The following is a 20,852-nucleotide window of genomic DNA, read 5'->3' as shown; positions in this document are numbered from 1 at the left end:
GTTACTCGTGCAGCTGATGGGTGAAGCGTAGCTGAGCCTAAGTGCTGCACATTGTTATGTGTTTTGCTTTTTATTTGACACTTACTGTTGATAATATTTTAGCAACTAAATCTTGTTGAGTTTTAGTTAAACTGTCTGCCACCATACTTAATGCTTTATCGCTGTTTAAGGGTTTAATATATATTCCAGTAATTCCCTTCTTGGGGTTCTTTGCCTTTACTATTTTCCTGTATTGGTTACCAATCGTGTCAATAGATATATCATGTTCCTTTGTTTCTTCGGGTAAATAAATTGGAAAATCAAAAACATACTTCTCATGCCTACCTCTTGCTACATAGTCACTTCCTTTCCATTGCAGGCTGTCTTGAAAATTAGCTTTTCTCATAGAGAGAACTTCTACTTTCGGTAACTTATCAACATTATAGGTCTTTCCATTCTCCATGAATTGATAAGAAGCATTCCTTACCCATGTACTATCTTCAAGGTACTGTTCTGGTGTCAGAGCCAGGTCATTGGAATACTCACCGTAGTCAAAGAAAAAGCTTATACTGTCTCCCTCAACTCTACCTACATATGAATCAACCTCAACTTCTTCAATGAGCTTGAAATCAGCTGGAAACTCGAATGAATACCTGCCTATCGTTAAAGTTTGCCAATCCTTTGTTTCTTGTTGCTCTACTGTATTGCAGCTAATTAATGGTAGAAAGACTAAAAAAATCAGCAATCGCTTCATTTGTTGTTTCTATTAATGAGCATTACACCTAATTATCAGCTAAACAGAAGTCTACTCGGCTTGTCTGCACTATGTATAAAAGCACTGTAACCAGTTCTATCATAGGTTCATATTCCTGTTGCCGGCTCTTGTATACTTCTTAGCTAATATAGTAGAAAATTATACATTATTTTGGAATCCGGTTCTTTATCTTCAGCCGTGGGCACACAAGTATAGTGAGACAGTATACCTACTTTTTCGCCACTTTTTCCTCCACCAATCTCATTACAAGTTCTTCTACCATTTCCTGGAACTGCAACAGCTCTGGCGGGCCGCCTTCCTGGTGCCTGATGCGCTTTACTTCACGGCTGTTCTGATAAAAGGTAAGATAGGTGCTGGGTTGGTCGGTGCGCTGGGAGCGGTAGACATTTTGCAGGGAAGTATAATTTAGGGCTTCTACTGCTTTTTGTAATTGCTGCAAATCCTGCTTTGGCAGGCACAGTTGCAACGTGTCTTCCACGGGGGCGTTGCGGTAGCCGATGTAGGTGATGCTGCCATCTTCGTAGATGGTGGCATCATAGGCAGGGCAGGAACCATAACAGGGTGTTTTCTGAAAAAGCAGGAGGGGCTGCGGTGTTTGCGCAACATCCGAAGTATGGCAGGCTGTAGCAGCCGCGCAGCCACTCAGAAGTATACCGCAGAATCCTGATAGAAATAGCAGCAGGACCGGCGCCCGGAAGTATAAACCGGGGTGGGGCATTTTTGAACTAGCGGTTTGGCGCGGCTTCCCTGAATTTACCATCTTCAAATACGTAAGCGCGTGGTGCACAATCCTGACACTCGTTATAGTTGATGGCAGAATCCGGCGGGTTGATGATGAACAGCCGGCTATCAGGGCTATACTTCGCGCCGATGCTGCTCTGTACTTTGTCCAGCACCCGGCCGGTTTCCCTATCTACCACATAATGTGTCTGGCAGCCGGTGCCGCAGCCGATAGTTACCACCGTATACTTGCCGGCAAAATTTACTCCTTCTTTCAGGCCTTCGTTCAAAGCAGTTTTATAGGTATGGGCTTCGGCATTATCCGCTTCATCCAGCGGCGACAGGCGGCCGCTATACATGTCAGTTACAGCATAGTTGCCGCTGCTCTCGTACTCCTGTAGCGTGATGCGGTACTGGTCGTACAGGTCCGGGTTTTCGTTGGAGGAAATAGGCGTTTTCACGGAATCACGGGCGAGTTGTTTCTCCAGTTCGGGGTGCGTGCTGGCAATGGTTTTACCCTCATCCGTGTTGGGTTGGCATGCTGTTGCAGCAAAGGCCAATAGCAGGGTATGTTTCAGAAGGTTCTTTTTCATCGTTTTATACTTGTTTTTCCTCATACGTTGGTTTGGCAGGCGGAGTAAGTAAAAAGCCTTTCCATTTCGGAAAGGCTTTTTATACTTTAAAGTAAGGCACCAAAGCAGCACACGGCTTCGGTGCCTTGCCAGCAATTTATACTTCAGCAGCAGTTTGCTTGCTTGCTGATGATAACACCAGCAAGGGCCGTAAGAACATCAATCAACAAGTAGAATACAATAGAAAAAGTCCTGTGTCTAATGTCCTTCTACTTATGTCCTTCTACTTACTTTTTGGCTTTCTTCTTTTGCTGCTCTTTTTCCTGTGCAACACGCATGGCTTCCTGCATACGTTCAGTAAAGGACGGGCCGCCGGTTTTTTTCTTTTCTTTTTTCTTCTCCTTGTTTTCTTCCAGTTTGGCTCTCACCTTATCCTCGTCTACAAACTTACGGATAATGGCCTGCTGGCTGAACGATACCATGTTCGACATAAAGTAGTATAAACTAAGGCCGGCAGGGTAGGAGTTCAGCACAAACATAAAGATGATGGGCATCAGGTAACTGTAATACTTCATCGGGCCCTGCATCGTGTTCATCTGGTTGTTAGACCAGGTATAAAGTATGGTAGAGGCCGTCATCAGCAGGGTAAACAAACTCACGTGGTCGCCATAAAACGGAACCGTGAAGGGCAGCTTCATGAAGATGTCATAGGTCGAGAGGTCGTTGGCCCATAGGAAAGCCTCCTGCCGCAGCTCAATGGAGTTCGGAAAGAAGTTGAACATGGCGAACAGAATCGGCATCTGCAACAGCATCGGGATACAGCCACTCATCGGATTTACGCCCATTTCGGAGTAAAGCTTCATGGTTTCCACCTGCGTTTTCTGCATGTCACCGTCGTTACGTTCTTTGATGGCGTCAATCTCAGGTTTGAGCACCTTCATCTTCGCCATCGACAGGAATGACTTGTAGGTAAGCGGGAACAGAATGGTTTTGATGTAGAGCACCAGCAGGATGATGATGATGCCGTAGTTGGCAATATAGTTCTCCAGGAAATCGAAGGCCGGAATGATGAGCCACTTGTTTACGTAGGAGAAAATGCCCCAGCCCAAATCCAGGTTATCATCAAAATCATACCCTACGTTTTTCAGTAGCTGGTAATCTTTAGGGCCGAAGTAAAACATGAACTCGCCTTTGCCGTTGAGCACGTCCTGTGCCGGGATAAGGATTTGCGAGGAAAGCACCTTCACCACAGAAGAGTCAGCAGGGTCTGCTACCGTCGTCATGGTAGCGCCTGCAAAGCTGTTGCCTGCGATAATGCCTGCCGTGAAGAAGTTCTGCGTATTAGCTACCCACTTTATCGGGGCTTCTATCTTTTCGGTCTGCTTCTCATCTTTAAAGGCCATCTTTTCAAAGCCATCAGCAACTGTATAATAGTTGATGGTGGATTTGGCACGGTTGTGCTTCAGGTCGCGCTCCAGTTGCTTCAGGTGGTCTGTCCACGTAAAAGTCATGTTGTTGCCGCTTACCTGGCCGTCCAGTCCTTCAAAATCCAGCTTATAACCGAGCATAAAGCTGTTGTCGTACAGGGTATACGTCTGCTCAATATACTGGCCGTTACCCAGGTTAGCACGGTAGGAAATGGTTTTGGCGGGGCCCGTTTCGCCCTGCACTTCTTTTACTCCGGATGGTGCAAAGTATAAATCCGACAGCTGTATCTTTTTCCCGTCGCTGGTCGTGAAAACAACATCTGTTTCGCTGCTTGCTTTGTCGAACAGGTACAGCGGCTCGCCCTGGTAGGTTTTATAATTCTTGAGCAACACCTGCTCCACCTGGCCGCCTTTGCTGCTGAAAGTTACTCTTACATCCTGGTTTTCGATGGTCGTAGTGCTGGCTTCGCCGGTTGCGGCAGCGCCAAAAGCGCCCAATGCCGTCGCCCTGCGGGCCTGCGCCAGCGAGTCGTTTACTGCAACGGCAGTGGTTGTGTCTGCCTGCGCTATACTGGTTGTTTGCTCAATGGCGGCTTTTGGCTGTGCCTCCTCGTTTTTACCGGCAAAAAAGAAAGAGTATACCAGCAGCAGCACGGCAATCAATCCAAAGCCAATTGCTTGATTTTTATCCATTTAATACTTATTGAATTGTGTTTATTTGCTTATTTAGATTTAGCGTAATTCATGGCCGCTTTTACAAACTTCACAAAAAGCGGGTGCGGGTTAAGCACAGTGCTTTTCAGTTCAGGGTGATACTGCGCTGCCACAAACCACGGATGATTGTGCAGCTCTATAACTTCTACCAGCCCTGTCTCTGGGTTAATGCCGGTTGCCAACATGCCGGCCTGTTCAAAATCAGCTAAATACCTGTTGTTGAACTCATAACGGTGGCGGTGGCGCTCTGATATTTTATGCTTGCCATATATAGAAGAAGCCCTGGAGCCCTTCTTTAGTTCACAAGTATAAGCGCCTAAGCGCATGGTGCCGCCTTTTTGTGTAATTTCTTTCTGGGCCGCCATCATATCGATGATGGGGTGCGGCGTGTCGGGGTCCATTTCCGTAGAGGCGGCATCCTGCAGGCCCAGCACATTGCGGGCAAACTCTACGGCAGCGCACTGCATGCCCAGGCAAATACCAAAAAACGGGATACGGTTTTCGCGTACAAACCGGATAGACTCTAATTTGCCTTTAAAGCCGCGTTCGCCAAATCCGGGCGCGACCAGTATGCCATCCATGCCGCCCAGCAAGGCTGCCACATTCTCCGTGGTGATGTTCTCCGACTGAAACCATTTGATATTCACCTTGCATTCGTTGGTGGCACCGGCGTGCACAAAAGATTCGATGATCGATTTATATGCGTCCGGCAGCTCCACATACTTGCCTACCAAAGCAATGTTGACTTCCGCAGTAGGGTTTTTCAGGCGGCCCAGAAACTCTTTCCAGGTTTCCAGGTTGGGGTCGGCTTTGTGGGTGAGTTTTAGTTTGCTGATTACGCGCTCATCCAGCTTCTCTTTGCGCATCAGCAGCGGCACGTCGTATATCGTCTCTGCATCCAGCGATTCTATCACCGAGTTTACCTTCACGTTACAGAACAGCGCAATTTTTTTGCGCATCTCTAGTGGTATCGGGTATTCGGAGCGGCAAACCAGTATGTCGGGCTGCACCCCTGCCTCCGACAGTGCCCGCACCGAGTGCTGCGTTGGTTTTGTTTTCAGCTCGCCGGCAGCTTTCAGGTAAGGCACCAGCGTGAGGTGTATCACCAGCAACTCGTGTGCACTTAATTCCCAGCGCAACTGGCGCACCGCCTCAATAAAGGGCAGCGACTCAATATCGCCCACACAGCCGCCAATCTCGGTTATCACAATATCGTATTCACCAGTCTGACCCAGCAGCAACATGCGGCGCTTGATCTCATCAGTAATATGTGGCACCACCTGCACGGTTTTGCCCAGGTAAGCGCCCTCGCGTTCCTGCGTAATCACATGGTTGTAAATGCGGCCGGTGGTTACGTTGTTGGATTGCGAGGTAGGCACGTTCAGAAAACGCTCGTAATGGCCCAGGTCCAGATCCGTTTCGGCGCCGTCCTCGGTTACGTAGCACTCGCCATGTTCATAAGGGTTCAGCGTGCCCGGATCAATGTTGATATAGGGATCGAATTTCTGGATAGTTACAGAATAACCTCTCGCTTGCAGCAATTTAGCAAGAGATGCAGAAATAATGCCTTTACCAAGGGAGGAGGTAACCCCCCCTGTAACAAATATATATTTAGCAGCCATAAGTTAGGGTAAGTCTTATGGACTGCAAAGTTACTGCATTTATTTGATTATCCTGCCATGGAAGGTACGGTTGTCGGTTTGCTTATCTGATCTTTATTTTAAATGAGGGTTAAATGCAGGCTGGTAAATGGATTATGTCTGGTGTAGAATGGCACAAAAAAGCCCCGGCTAAACAGCCGGGGCTTTGCTCATAGAATGTAGGGTATACTTAACTTTTCGGATTCAGAATATTATCGATGCGCACCAGGGCATCCTGCAGGTGATACTTCGTCATGGCGTCCCTGGTTTTGGGAACCGCAGCCGCAATCTGGTTGCGTAGCGTGTTCAGTTCGCCCCGCACCAGCGGCCGGATATCCGACTGCGACACATCAACAGATGCGCTGTTCCTGCCGGAGCGTCCGGCGCCGGAGGATGCGTTGTTCTCTGCCTTCTGGTCCGTCATCAGAAATGCCATGCGCTCCAGATAGCCGCGCTGCAGGTTGCGGCGGTAGATATCGATGTTTTTGCCTGCACTTACTTCAGCCCAAAGGCCGGTGCGCAAATCAGACAACATTTCCTGCAAGGTATAGGTATCGGTGCCGATAGCCTGTGCTTCCAGCAGCCTTGCCATGCGTTCCGGCTCCAGCACATTGTTCAGGATGTTGACCTGTGTTTTGCGGATGCGTTCCACAGCGCCGCTTGCCTCTACCTTGCGCAGTATGTTTGCATCCAGCATCCAGGTTGGGGTAGCAAAGCCCTGCTTGTTCAGGAAAGCCATGGCGCGTTCCTGCTTCTCGCGCGGAACCGGCTTATACACGTTGCCTTTCTGATCGTAAGTTTTGTAGGTCTCGTACACGCCGCCAATGTTGTTGGTTACATGGCCCATGTAGCGGTTCCACTGGGTGAGCACCTGTCCGTACATCTCCTCCAGGTCAGCATAGTCTTTGTTATCTTCTGCTGTCCAGGTAATGAGGTTTGGCATCACACGTTTCAGGTTGGCGATGCCATAGGTACTGGCTTTCATGGCGTCATCGCCCAAATCTTCAGTTTGCGAAGAAGGGTCTTCTACGTTGCGCGTCTGTCTGCCGAAGCGGTACATCGGATCGTTTTCGTGCTCCCGTACCCAGGCCGCCAGCTTTTGCGTGTTATCGTAGCCGTTTTTCTCCGGGAAGTAAGTATAACCCCATTTCACAGCATACTTGTCATACACGCCAATGTTCGGCATTAGTGTAACGCCTTTGTCTTCGGGCTGTGCGATGTAGTTAAATCGGGCATAGTCCATGATAGAAGGCGCTGTGCCCATGCGTTTGGTAAAGAATGCGCTGCGCAGCGAATCAACCGGATAAGCCGGGCTGGAACCCATGTTGTGCGGCAGGCCCAACGTATGACCCACTTCATGTGAAGATACAAAACGGATCAGCTGGCCCATCACTTCATCCTTGAAATGCATGGATCGGGCATCCGGGTTCACTGCGCCTGTCTGGATGAAAAACCAGTCGTGGATCAGGTTCATCACGTTGTGGTACCAGCCAATATCACTTTCAATAATCTCACCGGAGCGCGGGTCGTGCACATTGGGGCCGTAGGCATTCTGGATATCGGAAGAAAAGTAGCGGATAACGGAGTAGCGTACGTCTTCGGGGCTGAATTCCGGATCTTCGGCTACCGTGGGCGGATCTTTGGCGACGATGGCATTTTTAAAACCGGCTGCTTCAAAAGCTTTGTTCCAGTCGTCTACACCCTGTTTCAGGTAAGGGCGCCATTTGAGCGGCGTAGCCGGGTCAATATAGTATACAATCTGCTTAACCGGCTCTACCAGTTCTCCGCGAGCGTATGCTTCTTTGTCTTTCGGCTCTAAGCGCCAGCGCACTATATACTGGCGGTTGGCAGCACGCTGCTCCTCAGTGCCGTAATCGGTTTGCGAAATAGTGAAGAAGCCAACACGCTGATCATACTTGCGGGCGGGCATCGGATGTTTGGGAAGCAGCACCATCGAGTGGTTCAGCTCCAGCGTAATGGTGCCGGTACTCTCATTTGAGGGCGGATCAGAGGCCTCATACGTCATCAGCGATCGCGCTTCGATGTTCAGCGGGAAACTTTTTACACTGGTAATCAGGCTGCGTTTGTCGTCCAGCCGCTTTACTTTATACTTCTCACGGCGATCCTTGTCCAGGCCGAGCGCAGGTACGTCTTTCGAAAAGAAATCCGTTACCTCTACTACCTGCGAACCGTTGTTGAAAGCTTTGATATCGAAAGCCTGGATAACGGGCGCCAGGTTAGAACTCTGCACCGAATTATAAATCTCAAGCGAGTCGGCGGCCACGTTTTCAGTGGAAACCACGCGCAGCAAGATACGGTTGCCCAGCCTTTCCCAGCGTAGCATCTGCGTGTTCAGTTCCTCACCGCCATAGCCGATGTTACTGGCTGTTTTGGCAATGCGGCTCACCAGCAGCATGTCGCGGTTCAGCAGCGTATCCGGAATCTCGTAATAAAACTTGTCGTCGATGCGGTGTACTTTAAAAAGACCATCGTCGGTTACAGCCTTGGCCGTAATTACCTCGGCGTAAGGTTTGGGGCCGTTGTCATCCTTTTTAGCGGGTGTGGCCGTAGCAGTAACTTCCTGCTTGTCTTTCTTTTTCCTTTTGCTGCGCTGGGCCTGGGCAGGGGGCGCCAGCATAGCGCCAGCCAGCAGCAACGCGGCCAGCTGCAGACAGCGTACTTTTTTACTCATAAGGTATTTTTTGGTAAGAGATTAGTTGAGATCTTAAATATAAGCGTTTAGACTTTGATTTAAGTTAATGTTCGATAAGCAGGAGTTATTTATCGATGAACAGGTAAAATGTTAGGGTATAATTAAAATTGAAGAGGTATAAATTTGAAAATGTAGCGCTGGCATTCAGGACTTTATTAAATACAACGTGAACTCGATAATTATAACTGTAAAAGTTGCTTCTTCAGATAGCTTCTGTTTATCCTGAGTTCAAATACCAATTAGTTTTATAGTTGCTTATGTGCGCTCCAAGTCCGCGTGGGCTCGTTTTCCCATTCGGCGCTGCTTTCCTTTCCTGCCCTCGTGCCTCGGGCTGCCTCGCTAAAGCTCGTCACCGGAAACTCTCGAGGCGCCTCACGGAAAAACTGGAAAGTTCTTTGCTCCGATTCAGCTAATAAAAATTACTTCTCTGAAGTATAAAGCTGAAGTATAGCTATTTATACTAGCGGTAATTATCGAGTTCACGTTAAACTCAAGAACGCTGATTTAATTATCATCTACATAAGTGATAGCTAAAGGATGTATATTGCTGTATATCACCTTAAAATGCCAGCGTGAGTTGATAGCCTTGTAACTTGTCGTGTTGGTAGAGGAGGCTGGAGGCGGTAATGCCGAGCAGGCGCACCGGGTATTGCGGCAACTGCGGCAGGCGCAGCAGATCGCGCGCAATGGTATAAATAGCATCTGCCGAACTGAATTCGCTGAGATAGGTTTTGCTGCGCGTGTTGAGGGTAAAGTCAAAATACTTTATCTTGACCGTTACAGTTTTGGCGGTGGCCTGCAGGCGTTCCAGGTCGCCGGCTACCTCAGCGGCCAGGAACTGGAGCCGCTCCAGCATGTCGGTTTCCTCCGTCAGGTCTACATCAAACGTGCGCTCCGAACCTACAGATTTGCGCAGGCGGTGTGGTTGTACCTCCCGGTTGTCCTGGGCGCGGGCAATGTGGTAGTAATAGCGGCCTGCTTTGCCAAAATTCCTGACCAATTCTTCTTCTGTACGTTCGCGCAAATCAGCGCCAGTCAGGATGCCCATACTTTGCATTTTGGCTGCCGTTACTTTGCCGATGCCATGAAACTTCTCGATACTCAGACCTGCCACCAGTTCTGCGGCTTTGTCGGGGGTTACGAGCGTGAAGCCATCCGGCTTGTTCATGTCGGAGGCAATTTTGGCCAGAAATTTATTAAACGACACACCTGCCGAGGCCGTCAGACCGGTTTCTGCCAGTATGCGTGCCTTTATTTCTTTGGCAATGATGCTGGCCGAAGGCATACCTATCTTGTTTTCTGTTACGTCCAGGTAAGCTTCGTCCAGCGAAAGCGGCTCCACCAGGTCGGTGTAAGTATAAAATATCTCGCGTATCTGCCCCGACACAGCTTTGTATACTTCAAATCGTGGCTTTACAAAAAGCAGGTGCGGACAGCGCTGTGCCGCTATCTTGGATGCAAGGGCCGAATGCACGCCATACCTGCGGGCTTCGTAGCTGGCAGCGGCCACCACACCCCGTTCGCGGCTGCCACCTACGGCCACAGGTTTTCCTCGCAACTCCGGATTATCGCGCTGCTCCACCGACGCAAAAAAGGCGTCCATGTCGATGTGTATGATCTTTCGGATAGGCTTGCTAAATCATTTTATGGCACAAAGTTAAGGGTTAAGACACTCCTTCGGCATTCTTTCTCTTTTAAAGCAACAAAATTTTCGATTTAAAAACAGGAACGCATTGGCTTCTAAATCAGCACGTTTCAACAGCTTGAATGCACCTGTTTACAAGAAATATAAAGTTTTTATATTTTAATTATTTGGATTAATTCTAAATAGTGTCTTAGTTTGCCACACAATTTATAATTAGTCTAAATAATTTAAACTTATACTACATGCGCATCTATACTTCTAAACTATGCAAATCTTTTTCCTGCCTTTTTTTCTTGTTGTTTGTCAGCATAGCAGCACAAGCGCAGAGCGGCTCTATTACAGGCACTGTTACAACCAGCGACGGTGCACCTGCGCCTTTTGTGAACATTATCGTGAAGGAATTGAATAAGGGCACCAGCGCTAAGGAAGACGGTACTTTCCAACTGAATAATATCCGCGAAGGCAACTACATCGTGTTTACAAAGTTCATGGGGTTACAAACGCAGGAAAAAGCAGTGCATGTGCTGTCCGGCCAAACCGTTACGCTTGATTTTATACTTACCGAGAGTGGCAGGCAATTGCAGGAGGTGATGGTAACCGGCTACCAAACGTTAAACGAGCAATCAACTGCCATCGGCAAAATTGCCATCAAACCCATGGATTTGCCGCAAAGCGTAGTAACGATAAACGAGGAGGTGATAGCGCGCAGTCAGTCGTTGCGGCTAAGCGATGTGCTGCAAAATGTGAACGGTGTGTACCAGATGGGTAATTCCGGCGGTTACCAGGAAGAACTGGCCGGCCGCGGTTTTAACTTCGGCAGCAGCAATACTTTTAAAAACGGTTACCGCTTCAACAACGGCATTATGCCTGAAATATCGGCGCTGGAGCGGGTGGAAGTTTTGAAAGGAAGCAATGCCATTTTGTTCGGCAACGTGGCTGCCGGTGGCGTGATCAACCTGGTAACTAAAAAGCCTAAATTCGAGAATGGGGGAGAAGTGGCCCTGCGGGTGGGCAGCTACGATTTTTACAAGCCATCCCTGGATATATATGGCTCCGTGAACAACAACGACAAAATAGCTTACCGCATCAATACCTCTTATGAAAATGCAGGCAGTTTCCGGGATGAGGTACAGTCCGAACGTTTCTACATCAACCCTTCTTTGCTTTTTAAGCCAAGTGAAAAGCTGGAAGTGCTGCTGGAAGGCGATTACCTGAAAGACGAGCGTGTGCCGGATTATGGCATCGGCGCGATAGATTATCAGATTCCGGATGTGCCGCGCAGCCGCTTTATCGGCGTGCCGTGGAGCAACTATACCGCTGAACAGAAAACGGCATCCGCCACCGTCACCTACAAACTTCATCCAAACTGGCAGCTGCGCGGGGTGGCTTCGGCACAGGATTATAGTTCTGATTTGTTTGCCAATGCACGCCCTAATACCGGCGGCAACATGGTGCAGCCCAATGGCGACTGGAACGTGAACATCAACAGGAGCAAAGTAAACGAAAACTATTACCTAGCCCAACTCGACCTGACCGGTAAATTTGCAACCGGCAAAATAGCGCATAACCTGCTGTTCGGTGCGGATGCCGATAAATATGATACCGAAAATACCGCTTTCAACAGCCTGCTCAACTATAGCACCATCAACATTTTTGACCCGAACAAGTATGAAGCACGCCACGACATACCAGACCTGAGCGTGAAAGAAATAAGGCAGAACCCGATTGGCCGCTTTGGTGTGTATGTGCAGGATTTAATCTCGCTGACAGAAAAGGTAAAGCTGCTGGCCGGAGTGCGTTATACTTACCAGCAAACAGACGAAAATGAAAGCAGGCAGACGGACGATGCTTTTACGCCGCGCTTCGGGGTGGTGTACCAGCCTGCCAAAACAACCTCCATTTTCGCCAGCTATGCCAACTCCTTCAACCTGAATTCAGGAATTGATGTGAACGGAAATAACCTGGCGCCTTCTTTTGTGGACCAGTATGAAGCAGGCATCAAAAATGATTTATTCAATGGGCTGCTTTCTGCTAACCTGACAGTTTACCGCATCGTGAACAGCAACATGGCACAGGCCGTAGTGCCTGCTCCTGTAGACAGACCTACGGCCAAAGAACTGGCAGGCGAGGTAACCAGCCGGGGCGTGGAACTGGACCTGCAAACCAGGAATTTTCATGGCTTCTCGTTTATCGGCGGCTACAGTTACAACGACACGCGCTATACCAAAAGCAACACCTACGAAGAAAACAGCCGCCTGCGCTACAACCCGTCGCATACAGCCAATGCCAGCCTGTTTTATACTTTAACCAGCAGCACCGCCTGGAACGGCCTGAGTCTGGGACTGAGCAGCTTTTACATTGGCGACAGAATTGCAGGCCGCAACCCGCGCCTGACCACGCCGAACGATACCTGGCGCACCATGCCGGTGCCGGATTTCTTCCAGTTCGATGCACACGCTGCTTATACTTTAAACAGGCTGACGCTGCGCGTAAAAGTATCTAACCTGCTCAACAAACTAAGCTATTACGTGCACGACGACAACAGCATCAACCCGATTGCGCCGCGCATGTTGTCCACAACTATTTCATACAAACTGTAAAAGGACACACAAGATCTTCAAGTATAAAACATGAAAGTATTCTTCCGCAGCATCCATTTATACCTGAGCCTGGCGTCCGGGCTGGTGATAGGGCTCGTTTGCCTGACGGGCGCGGCGCTGGTATTTGAGAAAGAGTTTCAGGCGGCCCTTTACCCGGAGCGGTATAAGGTAGAAGCGGGCGCAACGCGGGTGCCGCTGGAGCAACTGGTGGCAGAGGTGCAGCAACAAGTACCAGGCGCTCAGGTAACATCCGTGAAAGTATACGACGACCCCACCCGGACCGTGGAACTCAGCTATGCAAAGAAAGAAGCAAAGCAGAAAACCGGCGGAAATGCAGGAGCGCCCGGCAAAGAAAAAGGCAAAGGGGGCCACGGCAAGAAAGGCCGCGGCAGCCAGGCTTTCTTGAATCCATATACCGGGCAGATAACAGGTATGTCAGAAGGACGAATGCCGTTTTTTGACACCATGTTTTCGCTGCACCGCTGGCTGCTGCTCGATGATTTGGGTAAGTTGATCGTCGGATGTTCTACCTTCCTGTTCCTGTTCATCATCCTGACCGGGCTTATACTTTGGTGGCCTAAGCAAATGAAAATGCTGAAGCAGCGCCTCACGCTGAAATGGAATACCGGCTGGAAGCGCATCAACCACGATTTGCACCTGGTGATAGGCTTTTACACGGCCTTGTTCCTGTTCATCTTCGCTTTTACAGGTCTGGCCTGGTCTTTTGCGTGGTTTAACGACGGGATTTATACTTTAACCGGCACGGAAAATATACGTCCGGAACCGCCCAAATCGAGTGTGCAGGAAGCAGGCAAAACTATCTCTTTTGATGAAGCCTTTGCTGTGGCAAAAGCGCAGTTACCCGGTGGCGAATATTATACCTTAAACAAACCCGCCGAAGTGGAAGATGCTTTTACTGTTACCACCATATCGAAAAATGCGGTGCATGAGCGCGCTTCCGATCAGCTGTTTCTGGACCAGTATACAGGCCATAAAATAGGGCAGCAACTATATGCGGATCGCAACCTGGGCCAGCGGGTGCGCGCCACTTTTTACCCGGTGCATGTAGGCTCTATTGCTGGAATGCCGGGCCGCATCATTGCCTTTCTGTCCTGTATAGCCGGATTCACGTTCCCGATTACGGGGCTTATACTTTGGATAAACCGCCTGAAGAAGAACAGGAAGAAGGCAAGAAAGAAAGTATATGCCAGAGAAGCTGTTTAGTGCCAGGAGTAAGCGGAGTAGAAGGGGGCCATTTTCTTGTACTGAATTTGCAGCTGATTGAAAATGGCTTGTAAAATCAGTGTTTATACATTAGCTTGTGCTGAAATATAAGTTTTCTGGTATGAGAAAGATAAAGAAAAAACATAAAGCTGTCTATGCCCCGGTGGATGATTTAATTACTTACCGGGCCATTCCGACGCGCGAAGTAGAATACATTGATCCGTTTTTATTTCTGAACCACCACGGTCCGCAGCATTACGGGCCTAACAACCGCGGCCTTCCGTTTGGTCCGCACCCGCACCGCGGCTTCGAAACGCTTACTTTTATACTGGAAGGCGACATCATGCATCAGGACACCGGTGGCGGCAAAAGCGTGATTGAAGCAGGTGGCATTCAGTGGATGACGGCCGGCTCAGGACTAATTCATGCAGAGATATCCTCGGAGGAGTTTAAAAAGGCAGGCGGCGATCTGGAGATTCTGCAATTGTGGTTTAACCTGCCGGCCAGGTATAAAATGACGGAGCCCAAGTATGTCGGCCTCCAGAAAGACCAGATTCCTACGGCCACCGAGGACGACGGCAATGTGAAAATACATGTTGTTTCCGGTAACTGGGACGGCGTAAAGGGCCCCATCGATTCGCTGAGCAACATCAGCATGGCCAGCATCGATATGGACAAAGGCGGCCGCTTTGTTACCCAGGTGCCGGCGGAGCATAACATTTTCTTCTATGTAGTTCGTGGGTCGGTGCGCGTTAATGGCGAATTGGCTGAGAAACTGACTTTGGTTGAGTTTGAGAATGATGCAGAAGAACTGCAGGTAGAAGCACTGGAAGATGCTGTGCTGATCTTCGGACACGCGCAGCCATTCAATGAGCCGGTGGTGTCGCATGGGCCGTTTGTAATGAACACCGGGGATGAAATAAGAGAGGCTTTCCGCGATTACCAGCTCGGAAAAATGGGACGCTGGGAGTAGATTCTGAGTTAGAGTTTAAAGTCAAGCGTTATAAAAAGAAGAGAGGCGTTGGAAACAGCGCCTCTCTTCTTTTTATGTATAAATGCAATCAGTACAGAGATGACTTTAGCATGTCTGTACTGATTACCGGGAGTAAATGTTCCTTCCTGAAGTATAAGTCCCTTAGAAAAACTACAATTAGGCACAAGTATACATTAGTTGTTTTTCCAGTTGCCCATACTTCAAGTTTTCAACCTGGAGTAAAAATGAGGATGGTTTTCAACAGGCGAACCTATACAAACCGAACCACGCCAGTTTAAACTGGTTCCAAAACCAGCTCCAGCTTTAGAACTTGAAACATCAACTAAATTGTATCATCAACATAGCCCTAAAAAGAAGAAACCGGCTAGAAATTCTATACCTTTTTGACTTTCATCAAGCATACTTCTCAAGTATAAACCACCAAAATGCCCGGCTTAGCGCGAACGTTTGGATGCACCTTTAGGAGCGCTGCCTCTTTTGGCACCACCTGTAGCAGCAGGCCTGCCCGAAGCACCTGCCGGCCTGCTTTTAGCGCCACCTCTCGTGCCACTGGTGCCTTTTGCTGCGCCTCTGCTGCCTGCGGCACTGGGCTTTGCTTTAAAATCTTTGCCGTGTGCAGCTGCACCTTTTGCAGGGCCTTTAAAGTCGCTTTTTTTGCCTGGTGCACTTTTCAGGCTGCCTTTTACGGCTCCCCTGGAGCCACGGGCGCTCTTATGTTCCGGAGCAGCCTGCTCTTCTCTTTTTCCGGACATGCCTTTGTAACCACTCTGCAGGGATTTCCCTGGTTTACTTACAGGCCTGTAAACGCCCGGCGCACTGCCACGGCCGCCGGATGGCGCAGCTTCGGTACGCGGGTTTGACACTTTTTTCCGGCTAACTGAGCCTTCTTCTGTTTTGGTAGAGCCGGATACCATACTTTGTATAACCCTGATTTCTTCTTCGGTGAGGTTGCGCCACTGGCCGAGCGGAAGTTTTGCCAGCGTGATGTTCATGATGCGCGTACGCTGCAGCGTAATTACCTCATAGCCCAGCGCCTCGCACATCCGCCTGATCTGGCGGTTCATGCCCTGGGTAAGTATAATCCGGAAGCGGTTTGGCCCTTCCTGCGCCACAAAACATTTCTTAGTTTGCACGCCTAAGATGCCCACACCCGTACTCATCTTGTTGATAAAATCAGGCGTAATGGTCTTATCTACAGTAACCAGGTACTCTTTCTCATGCCTGTTGCCTGCACGCAGAATCTTGTTTACAATGTCGCCATCGTTGGTCAGGAATATGAGCCCCTCCGAATCCTTGTCGAGGCGGCCGATAGGGAAAATGCGTTCGGGGTAGTTTACGAAGCGGATGATGTTGTCCCGCTGCGACAGGTCGGTGGTGGTGATAATGCCGGCAGGTTTGTTCAGGGCAATGTACACGGGTGCTTCCCTGTTCACTTCCAGCGTCTGGCCGTCAATCCGTATTTTATCGTGCACCGTTACCTTGGTACCTACTTCAGGTATTTTGCCGTTTACCATTACCCGGCCCTGTTCAATCAGCTTATCGGCTTCGCGGCGGGAGCAGGTGCCCGTATCGCTTATAAATTTATTTAATCTTATTGGTTCCATAGTATCGGGGTGCTTTCCTCGGGACAAACCCTCCGGGGGCGTACAACGAGGCAGCGCTTGTACATGCTAACACCAAAAGTACGGAAAAACGGCTGATTTAGCTATCTGTCCTAAAGTGGCTCCCGAGGCAGATAAAGGTGCAGCCATCAGGTTGCAGGAGCAAGTTTATCCGTAATGTAGGCTTTGATCTTTAGCTGTCGTTGTAGCGAGCGAACTTCGCCTGGGCTGTCGCGGAATGTTTCTGCAAGCGGATAAGTGATGTGGCCGGCAAATGTTAATCTTGAATTCCCACAAAAGGAAGATTTTTATGATACATCCTGACACTTATGTCGTGTTATTTTCTTTCCTTAGAGCCGCTTTTGTAAATTGCAGTTATAACTTCTATTTCATGAAAAAATTATACTCCCTTGTGTTCATTGCGTTTGTTTTTTGTAGCACTGCACGAGCACAAAACAATTATGCGCAGGAAAATTACACGAAAAAAGACGTGTACATTACCATGCGCGACGGCGTAAAGTTGTTCACTTCTATTTACACTCCTAAAGATGCATCGCGGAAGAACAAGTATCCTATTGTGATGCAGCGCACCTGTTACAGTATTGCGCCTTATGGCGCCAGCAAAATACCTGCGCGCCTGGGTCCCTCTGAAACGATGATGAAGGAAGGGTATATTTTTGTTTACCAAGATGTGCGCGGCCGCTACAAGAGCGAAGGTACCTGGACGAACATGACCCCGATAATCGATAATAAAAAGACCAGGAAAGATGTGGACGAGGCTTCTGACACTTACGACACCATCGACTGGCTGGTAAAGCATGCAGACAATAACAACGGGAAAGTCGGCCAGTGGGGAATCTCTTATCCCGGTTTTTATACCGCCGCCGGTATTTTATCCAACCATCCGGCTTTAAAAGCATCCTCTCCGCAGGCGCCCATTTCTGATTTCTTTTTTGATGATTTCCACCACAACGGCGCTTTCCTGGAAAGTTATTTCTTCACTTTCCCGGTTTTTGGCGTGCAGAAAACCGATACCACCAGCAAAGCCTGGTATTCGGACCAAATCATTCATCCGGAAACAAAAGACGGCTACCAGTTTTTGCTGGATATGGGGCCGTTGACCAATGCAGATAAATATTACCACGACAACTTTTTCTGGCAGGAAACCATCAACCACCCGAACTATGATGAATTCTGGCAGAAACGCAGCTTACCGCGTCATTTCGGCAAAGTAAAACCGGCCATTATGTTTGTCGGCGGCTGGTTTGATGCGGAAGATATGTCGGGCCCGCTGGACATGTTCAAAAAGATTGAGCAGACTGATCCGGAAGCTTACAATACCATTGTAATGGGGCCGTTCGGGCACGGCCGCTGGTCGCGCGAAACAGGCCATACCCTGCACAGCAATGTATACTTCGGTGACAGCATTGCCACTTTCTATCAGAAAAACATCGAAGCAAAATTCTTTAACCACTTCCTGAAAGAGAAAGGCGGTAAAGATTCCGGCTTGCCGGTAGCTTACATGTTTGATACCGGTAAAAAAGAATGGGAAACATTTGACCAGTGGCCTGCTGCCAACGCAACGCATCAAAGGTTATACCTGGGCGCCGACGGCAAAATCAGCATGACAGCGCCTGCCACAGCCGGTTCAGTTTCTTACATCAGCGACCCGGCCAAACCGGTTCCTTATACCGAAGATAATACCACGACCATGGGGTTTACGCCGCATAATTACATGAGCGAAGACCAGCGGTTTGCAGGTCGCCGCCCGGATGTGCTGGTGTATCAGACGGATGTGTTGGATGAGGATGTAACCTTAGGCGGCGAGATCATGTCGCACCTGAAAATAGCTTCTACCGGAACGGATTCAGATTTTATTGTGAAGCTGATTGACGTTTATCCGGGAGATACTGAGAACCATGACTACATGCCGAACAAGAACATCCTGCTGAGCAACTACTGGCAGATGGTGCGTTCAGAGATAATGCCGGCGCGTTTCCGCAACAGCTTCGAGAAGCCAGAAGCGCTGGTTCCGAACCAGAAAACCGATGTAAACGTGCGCCTGCAGGACGTGCTGCATACCTTTAAGAAAGGCCACCGCATCATGATACAGGTACAAAGCACTGCTTTCCCGCTGTTTGCCCGCAATCCGCAGAAGTTTGTGCCGAACCCCTACAAAGCCACTGAAAGCGATTATGTAAAAGCGACAGAAACGGTGTTTAACGACAGCTACATTGATGTGGAAGTGCTGAAGTAGCATTCCGGAAAATCATACTTTACAGAAGTAGCAAGAGCCGTTGTTGTGTCATCACAGCAGCGGCTCTTTTGCTATATGCCTTTACACTATCCTACTGTTAAGTTAAAGCTGTGCAGCAAATTCTGCTTTGCTTAAAACTTGCGCCAGGATAAAAGGATTATATAGAACCTGTTGAAGCGGCATCTATACTTACTTTCAACTTAGACTATATATTAAGGCACATAAAATGGTTTATCGCTTTATGTTGTAAATAAAAATGAAAAAGATGCAACATCCTTAGGTGATAAGAGTAAGATATATGGCAGTTGAGAGAAAAATCTATTAGTTGTGATGGTACGAGCCCTCAGAAATCACAAAATCAATCCATAATAAGAAGCCCGTTATAAGATTCACCCAAATCTTATGGGCAGCCAGTTAAAAGCTTTTATAGTTTGCCTGAAAGTAAAAGTATTCCTGCGCAAGCCTCTATCAGATAACAGATAAGGTAAAAGGGCGATACAAGCTGCTTCACTACATGAGTAAACCTGCTGCCTGTACTCTGACATCAGGTATTTACAAATCTAATCGCACGTCCCGGCACAGTTTTTAAAACTGGCATCAAAACTAATCTTTGCAGAAAAATACTTCAGCCATTAAAATTGCCCATTCAGCTAACTAGATAACAACAGATCTATCTGCTGCCTCTCTGGAGGAATGGAACCTGTAACCCTATTATCCGGTGGATGACAGGTGATGTAATTGATTAATTGTTAATATTTAATTGAATTTAAAGGACTAAAGCTATGCTAAAAACATCTATTATCTTTGGCCCGGCCCGGCGGAGGCTGGCAGGAACTTGCCGATTATTAGTCTTATTCTTAACCATCCTACTCACGTCCTGTGAAGATGAATTCTTTCCGGGATTAGAATGGCCACACTATGATATTGTAGTTACTCCCGGAAGTTCTATTCAGGCAGCAGTAGATAAAGCGGAACCCGGCGACGTGATCTTTATCAAGTCAGGAACCTACAAGGAAGCCATACTGGTTGATAAACCTGATATCACGATAAAAGGCAGCGAAAATGTAGTTATTGTAAATCCTGCAAATGAAGAAGACGGGATACGTGTAACCCAAAATGGAGATGGTTTTAAGCTCTATTACGTTACCCTGCGCGATTTTGAGGAAAACGGCGTGTTTATGATCAGGGCAGATAATTATGTGTTGAGCCATGTTACAACCATTAACTGCGGGGAGTATGGTTTATTTCCCATAGCCTCAAACCACGGCCTTATTGAATATTGCATAGCGAGCGGCCATACGGATACAGGCATTTATGTTGGGCAGTGCGAGGATTCAGAGTTATACCATAATACAGTTTATGGCAATGTAAATGGCCTGGAAATAGAAAATTGTTCTAAAGTGATAGCCCGCTACAACAACTGTTACGATAATGTAGCAGGTATATTGGTCGTGCTTCTACCCGGCTTAAGGGTTACCACTTCTTCAGACATCCTGATTTCTGACAATGAGATTACGGACAACAATCACGAAAATTTCTCGGAGCCAAATGGCGGATTCGAAAATTTTGTGCCGAGTGGTTGCGGCATTTTGATAGTGGGAACTGATAATACCAGGGTAGAGAAAAATAATGTCTCCGGGAATGATTTTCTGGGTATAGCTGTAACAAGTACGCTCTTATTAGGCGGTTTGGCCGGGTTGCCTCCCGAAGATTTCTCCTCTATAGAACCGAATCCGGATGGAGCCAGGGTAATTAATAACGAGGTGAAAAACAATGGTACCGCCCCGCCTGAGTTGCCTATACCTGTACCCGGCGTTGATTTGTTCTGGGATGGCTCAGGAACTGATAACTGCTGGCGCGATAACACTTATGCCACCACTTACCCAGAAACTTTGCCAACCTGCACAAACTAAAACCAGTAGTAGCGACTATGCGGACGTGCTGAGCTTAATGAGCAATGATTAGCTGTAGCTGTTGTTCCTAGTAGTATG

13 protein-coding genes are annotated in these 20,852 nt (G+C 48.3%); 5 read left to right on the top strand and 8 right to left on the bottom strand.

Going from position 1 to position 20,852, the window contains the following annotated elements:
* Nucleotides 1-70: 70 nt before the first annotated feature.
* From I2I11_RS13685 to dinB, 7 genes are all read right to left on the bottom strand, one after another.
* Nucleotides 71-733, bottom strand: coding sequence for a hypothetical protein (locus I2I11_RS13685; RefSeq protein WP_196268282.1), 663 nt, complete (start codon nt 731-733; stop codon nt 71-73).
* 229 nt (nt 734-962) lie between these two features.
* Nucleotides 963-1,472 (bottom strand): DUF6438 domain-containing protein, encoded by a 510-nt coding sequence (locus I2I11_RS13680; RefSeq protein WP_196268281.1) that lies wholly within the window; start codon nt 1,470-1,472, stop codon nt 963-965.
* Nucleotides 1,473-1,479: 7 nt separating this feature from the next.
* Nucleotides 1,480-2,067 carry a hypothetical protein gene (locus I2I11_RS13675; protein WP_196268280.1) on the bottom strand — a complete coding sequence of 196 codons (588 nt, stop codon included), beginning with the start codon at nt 2,065-2,067 and terminating at the stop codon, nt 1,480-1,482.
* A gap of 266 nt (nt 2,068-2,333) precedes the next feature.
* Nucleotides 2,334-4,166 (bottom strand): membrane protein insertase YidC, encoded by a 1,833-nt coding sequence (gene yidC, locus I2I11_RS13670; protein ID WP_196268279.1) that lies wholly within the window; start codon nt 4,164-4,166, stop codon nt 2,334-2,336.
* A 29-nt stretch (nt 4,167-4,195) separates the two neighbouring features.
* Complete coding sequence (gene pyrG, locus I2I11_RS13665) at nt 4,196-5,809, bottom strand: CTP synthase (RefSeq protein ID WP_196268278.1); 1,614 nt, start codon at nt 5,807-5,809, stop codon at nt 4,196-4,198.
* A gap of 208 nt (nt 5,810-6,017) precedes the next feature.
* Nucleotides 6,018-8,519, bottom strand: a complete 2,502-nt coding sequence (locus tag I2I11_RS13660; protein ID WP_196268277.1) for a zinc-dependent metalloprotease — start codon at nt 8,517-8,519, stop codon at nt 6,018-6,020.
* A gap of 580 nt (nt 8,520-9,099) precedes the next feature.
* Entirely contained in the window at nt 9,100-10,167 is a 1,068-nt protein-coding gene (gene dinB, locus I2I11_RS13655) for a DNA polymerase IV (protein ID WP_196268333.1), read from the bottom strand.
* A 260-nt stretch (nt 10,168-10,427) separates the two neighbouring features.
* On the opposite strand from dinB, the gene I2I11_RS13650 reads away from it, so the two are divergent.
* The 3 genes from I2I11_RS13650 to I2I11_RS13640 all read left to right on the top strand — a co-directional run bounded on the left by I2I11_RS13650 (nt 10,428) and on the right by I2I11_RS13640 (nt 14,982).
* The gene (locus I2I11_RS13650; protein WP_196268276.1) at nt 10,428-12,785 is read left to right on the top strand and encodes a TonB-dependent receptor; all 2,358 of its coding nucleotides are present in this window, start codon (nt 10,428-10,430) and stop codon (nt 12,783-12,785) included.
* Between the two features lie 30 nt (nt 12,786-12,815).
* Complete coding sequence (locus I2I11_RS13645; protein WP_196268275.1) at nt 12,816-14,009, top strand: PepSY-associated TM helix domain-containing protein; 1,194 nt, start codon at nt 12,816-12,818, stop codon at nt 14,007-14,009.
* 121 nt (nt 14,010-14,130) lie between these two features.
* A complete protein-coding gene (locus I2I11_RS13640) occupies nt 14,131-14,982 on the top strand; it encodes a pirin family protein (protein ID WP_196268274.1) in 852 nt (283 codons plus the stop codon).
* 455 nt (nt 14,983-15,437) lie between these two features.
* Here the strand turns inward: I2I11_RS13640 and rluF are convergent, their stop codons facing one another.
* Nucleotides 15,438-16,607 carry a 23S rRNA pseudouridine(2604) synthase RluF gene (gene rluF / locus I2I11_RS13635; protein WP_196268273.1) on the bottom strand — a complete coding sequence of 390 codons (1,170 nt, stop codon included), beginning with the start codon at nt 16,605-16,607 and terminating at the stop codon, nt 15,438-15,440.
* Between the two features lie 388 nt (nt 16,608-16,995).
* On the opposite strand from rluF, the gene I2I11_RS13630 reads away from it, so the two are divergent.
* Nucleotides 16,996-18,861, top strand: coding sequence for a CocE/NonD family hydrolase (locus tag I2I11_RS13630; protein ID WP_196268272.1), 1,866 nt, complete (start codon nt 16,996-16,998; stop codon nt 18,859-18,861).
* 782 nt (nt 18,862-19,643) lie between these two features.
* A complete protein-coding gene (locus I2I11_RS13625) occupies nt 19,644-20,774 on the top strand; it encodes a parallel beta-helix domain-containing protein (RefSeq protein WP_196268271.1) in 1,131 nt (376 codons plus the stop codon).
* The last annotated feature ends 78 nt before the right edge of the window (nt 20,775-20,852 follow it).

It is taken from the genome of Pontibacter rufus, from assembly GCF_015694705.1.
In the GTDB taxonomy this organism is placed as follows: domain Bacteria; phylum Bacteroidota; class Bacteroidia; order Cytophagales; family Hymenobacteraceae; genus Pontibacter; species Pontibacter rufus.
This window is presented reverse-complemented; position numbering and strand designations above follow the sequence as displayed.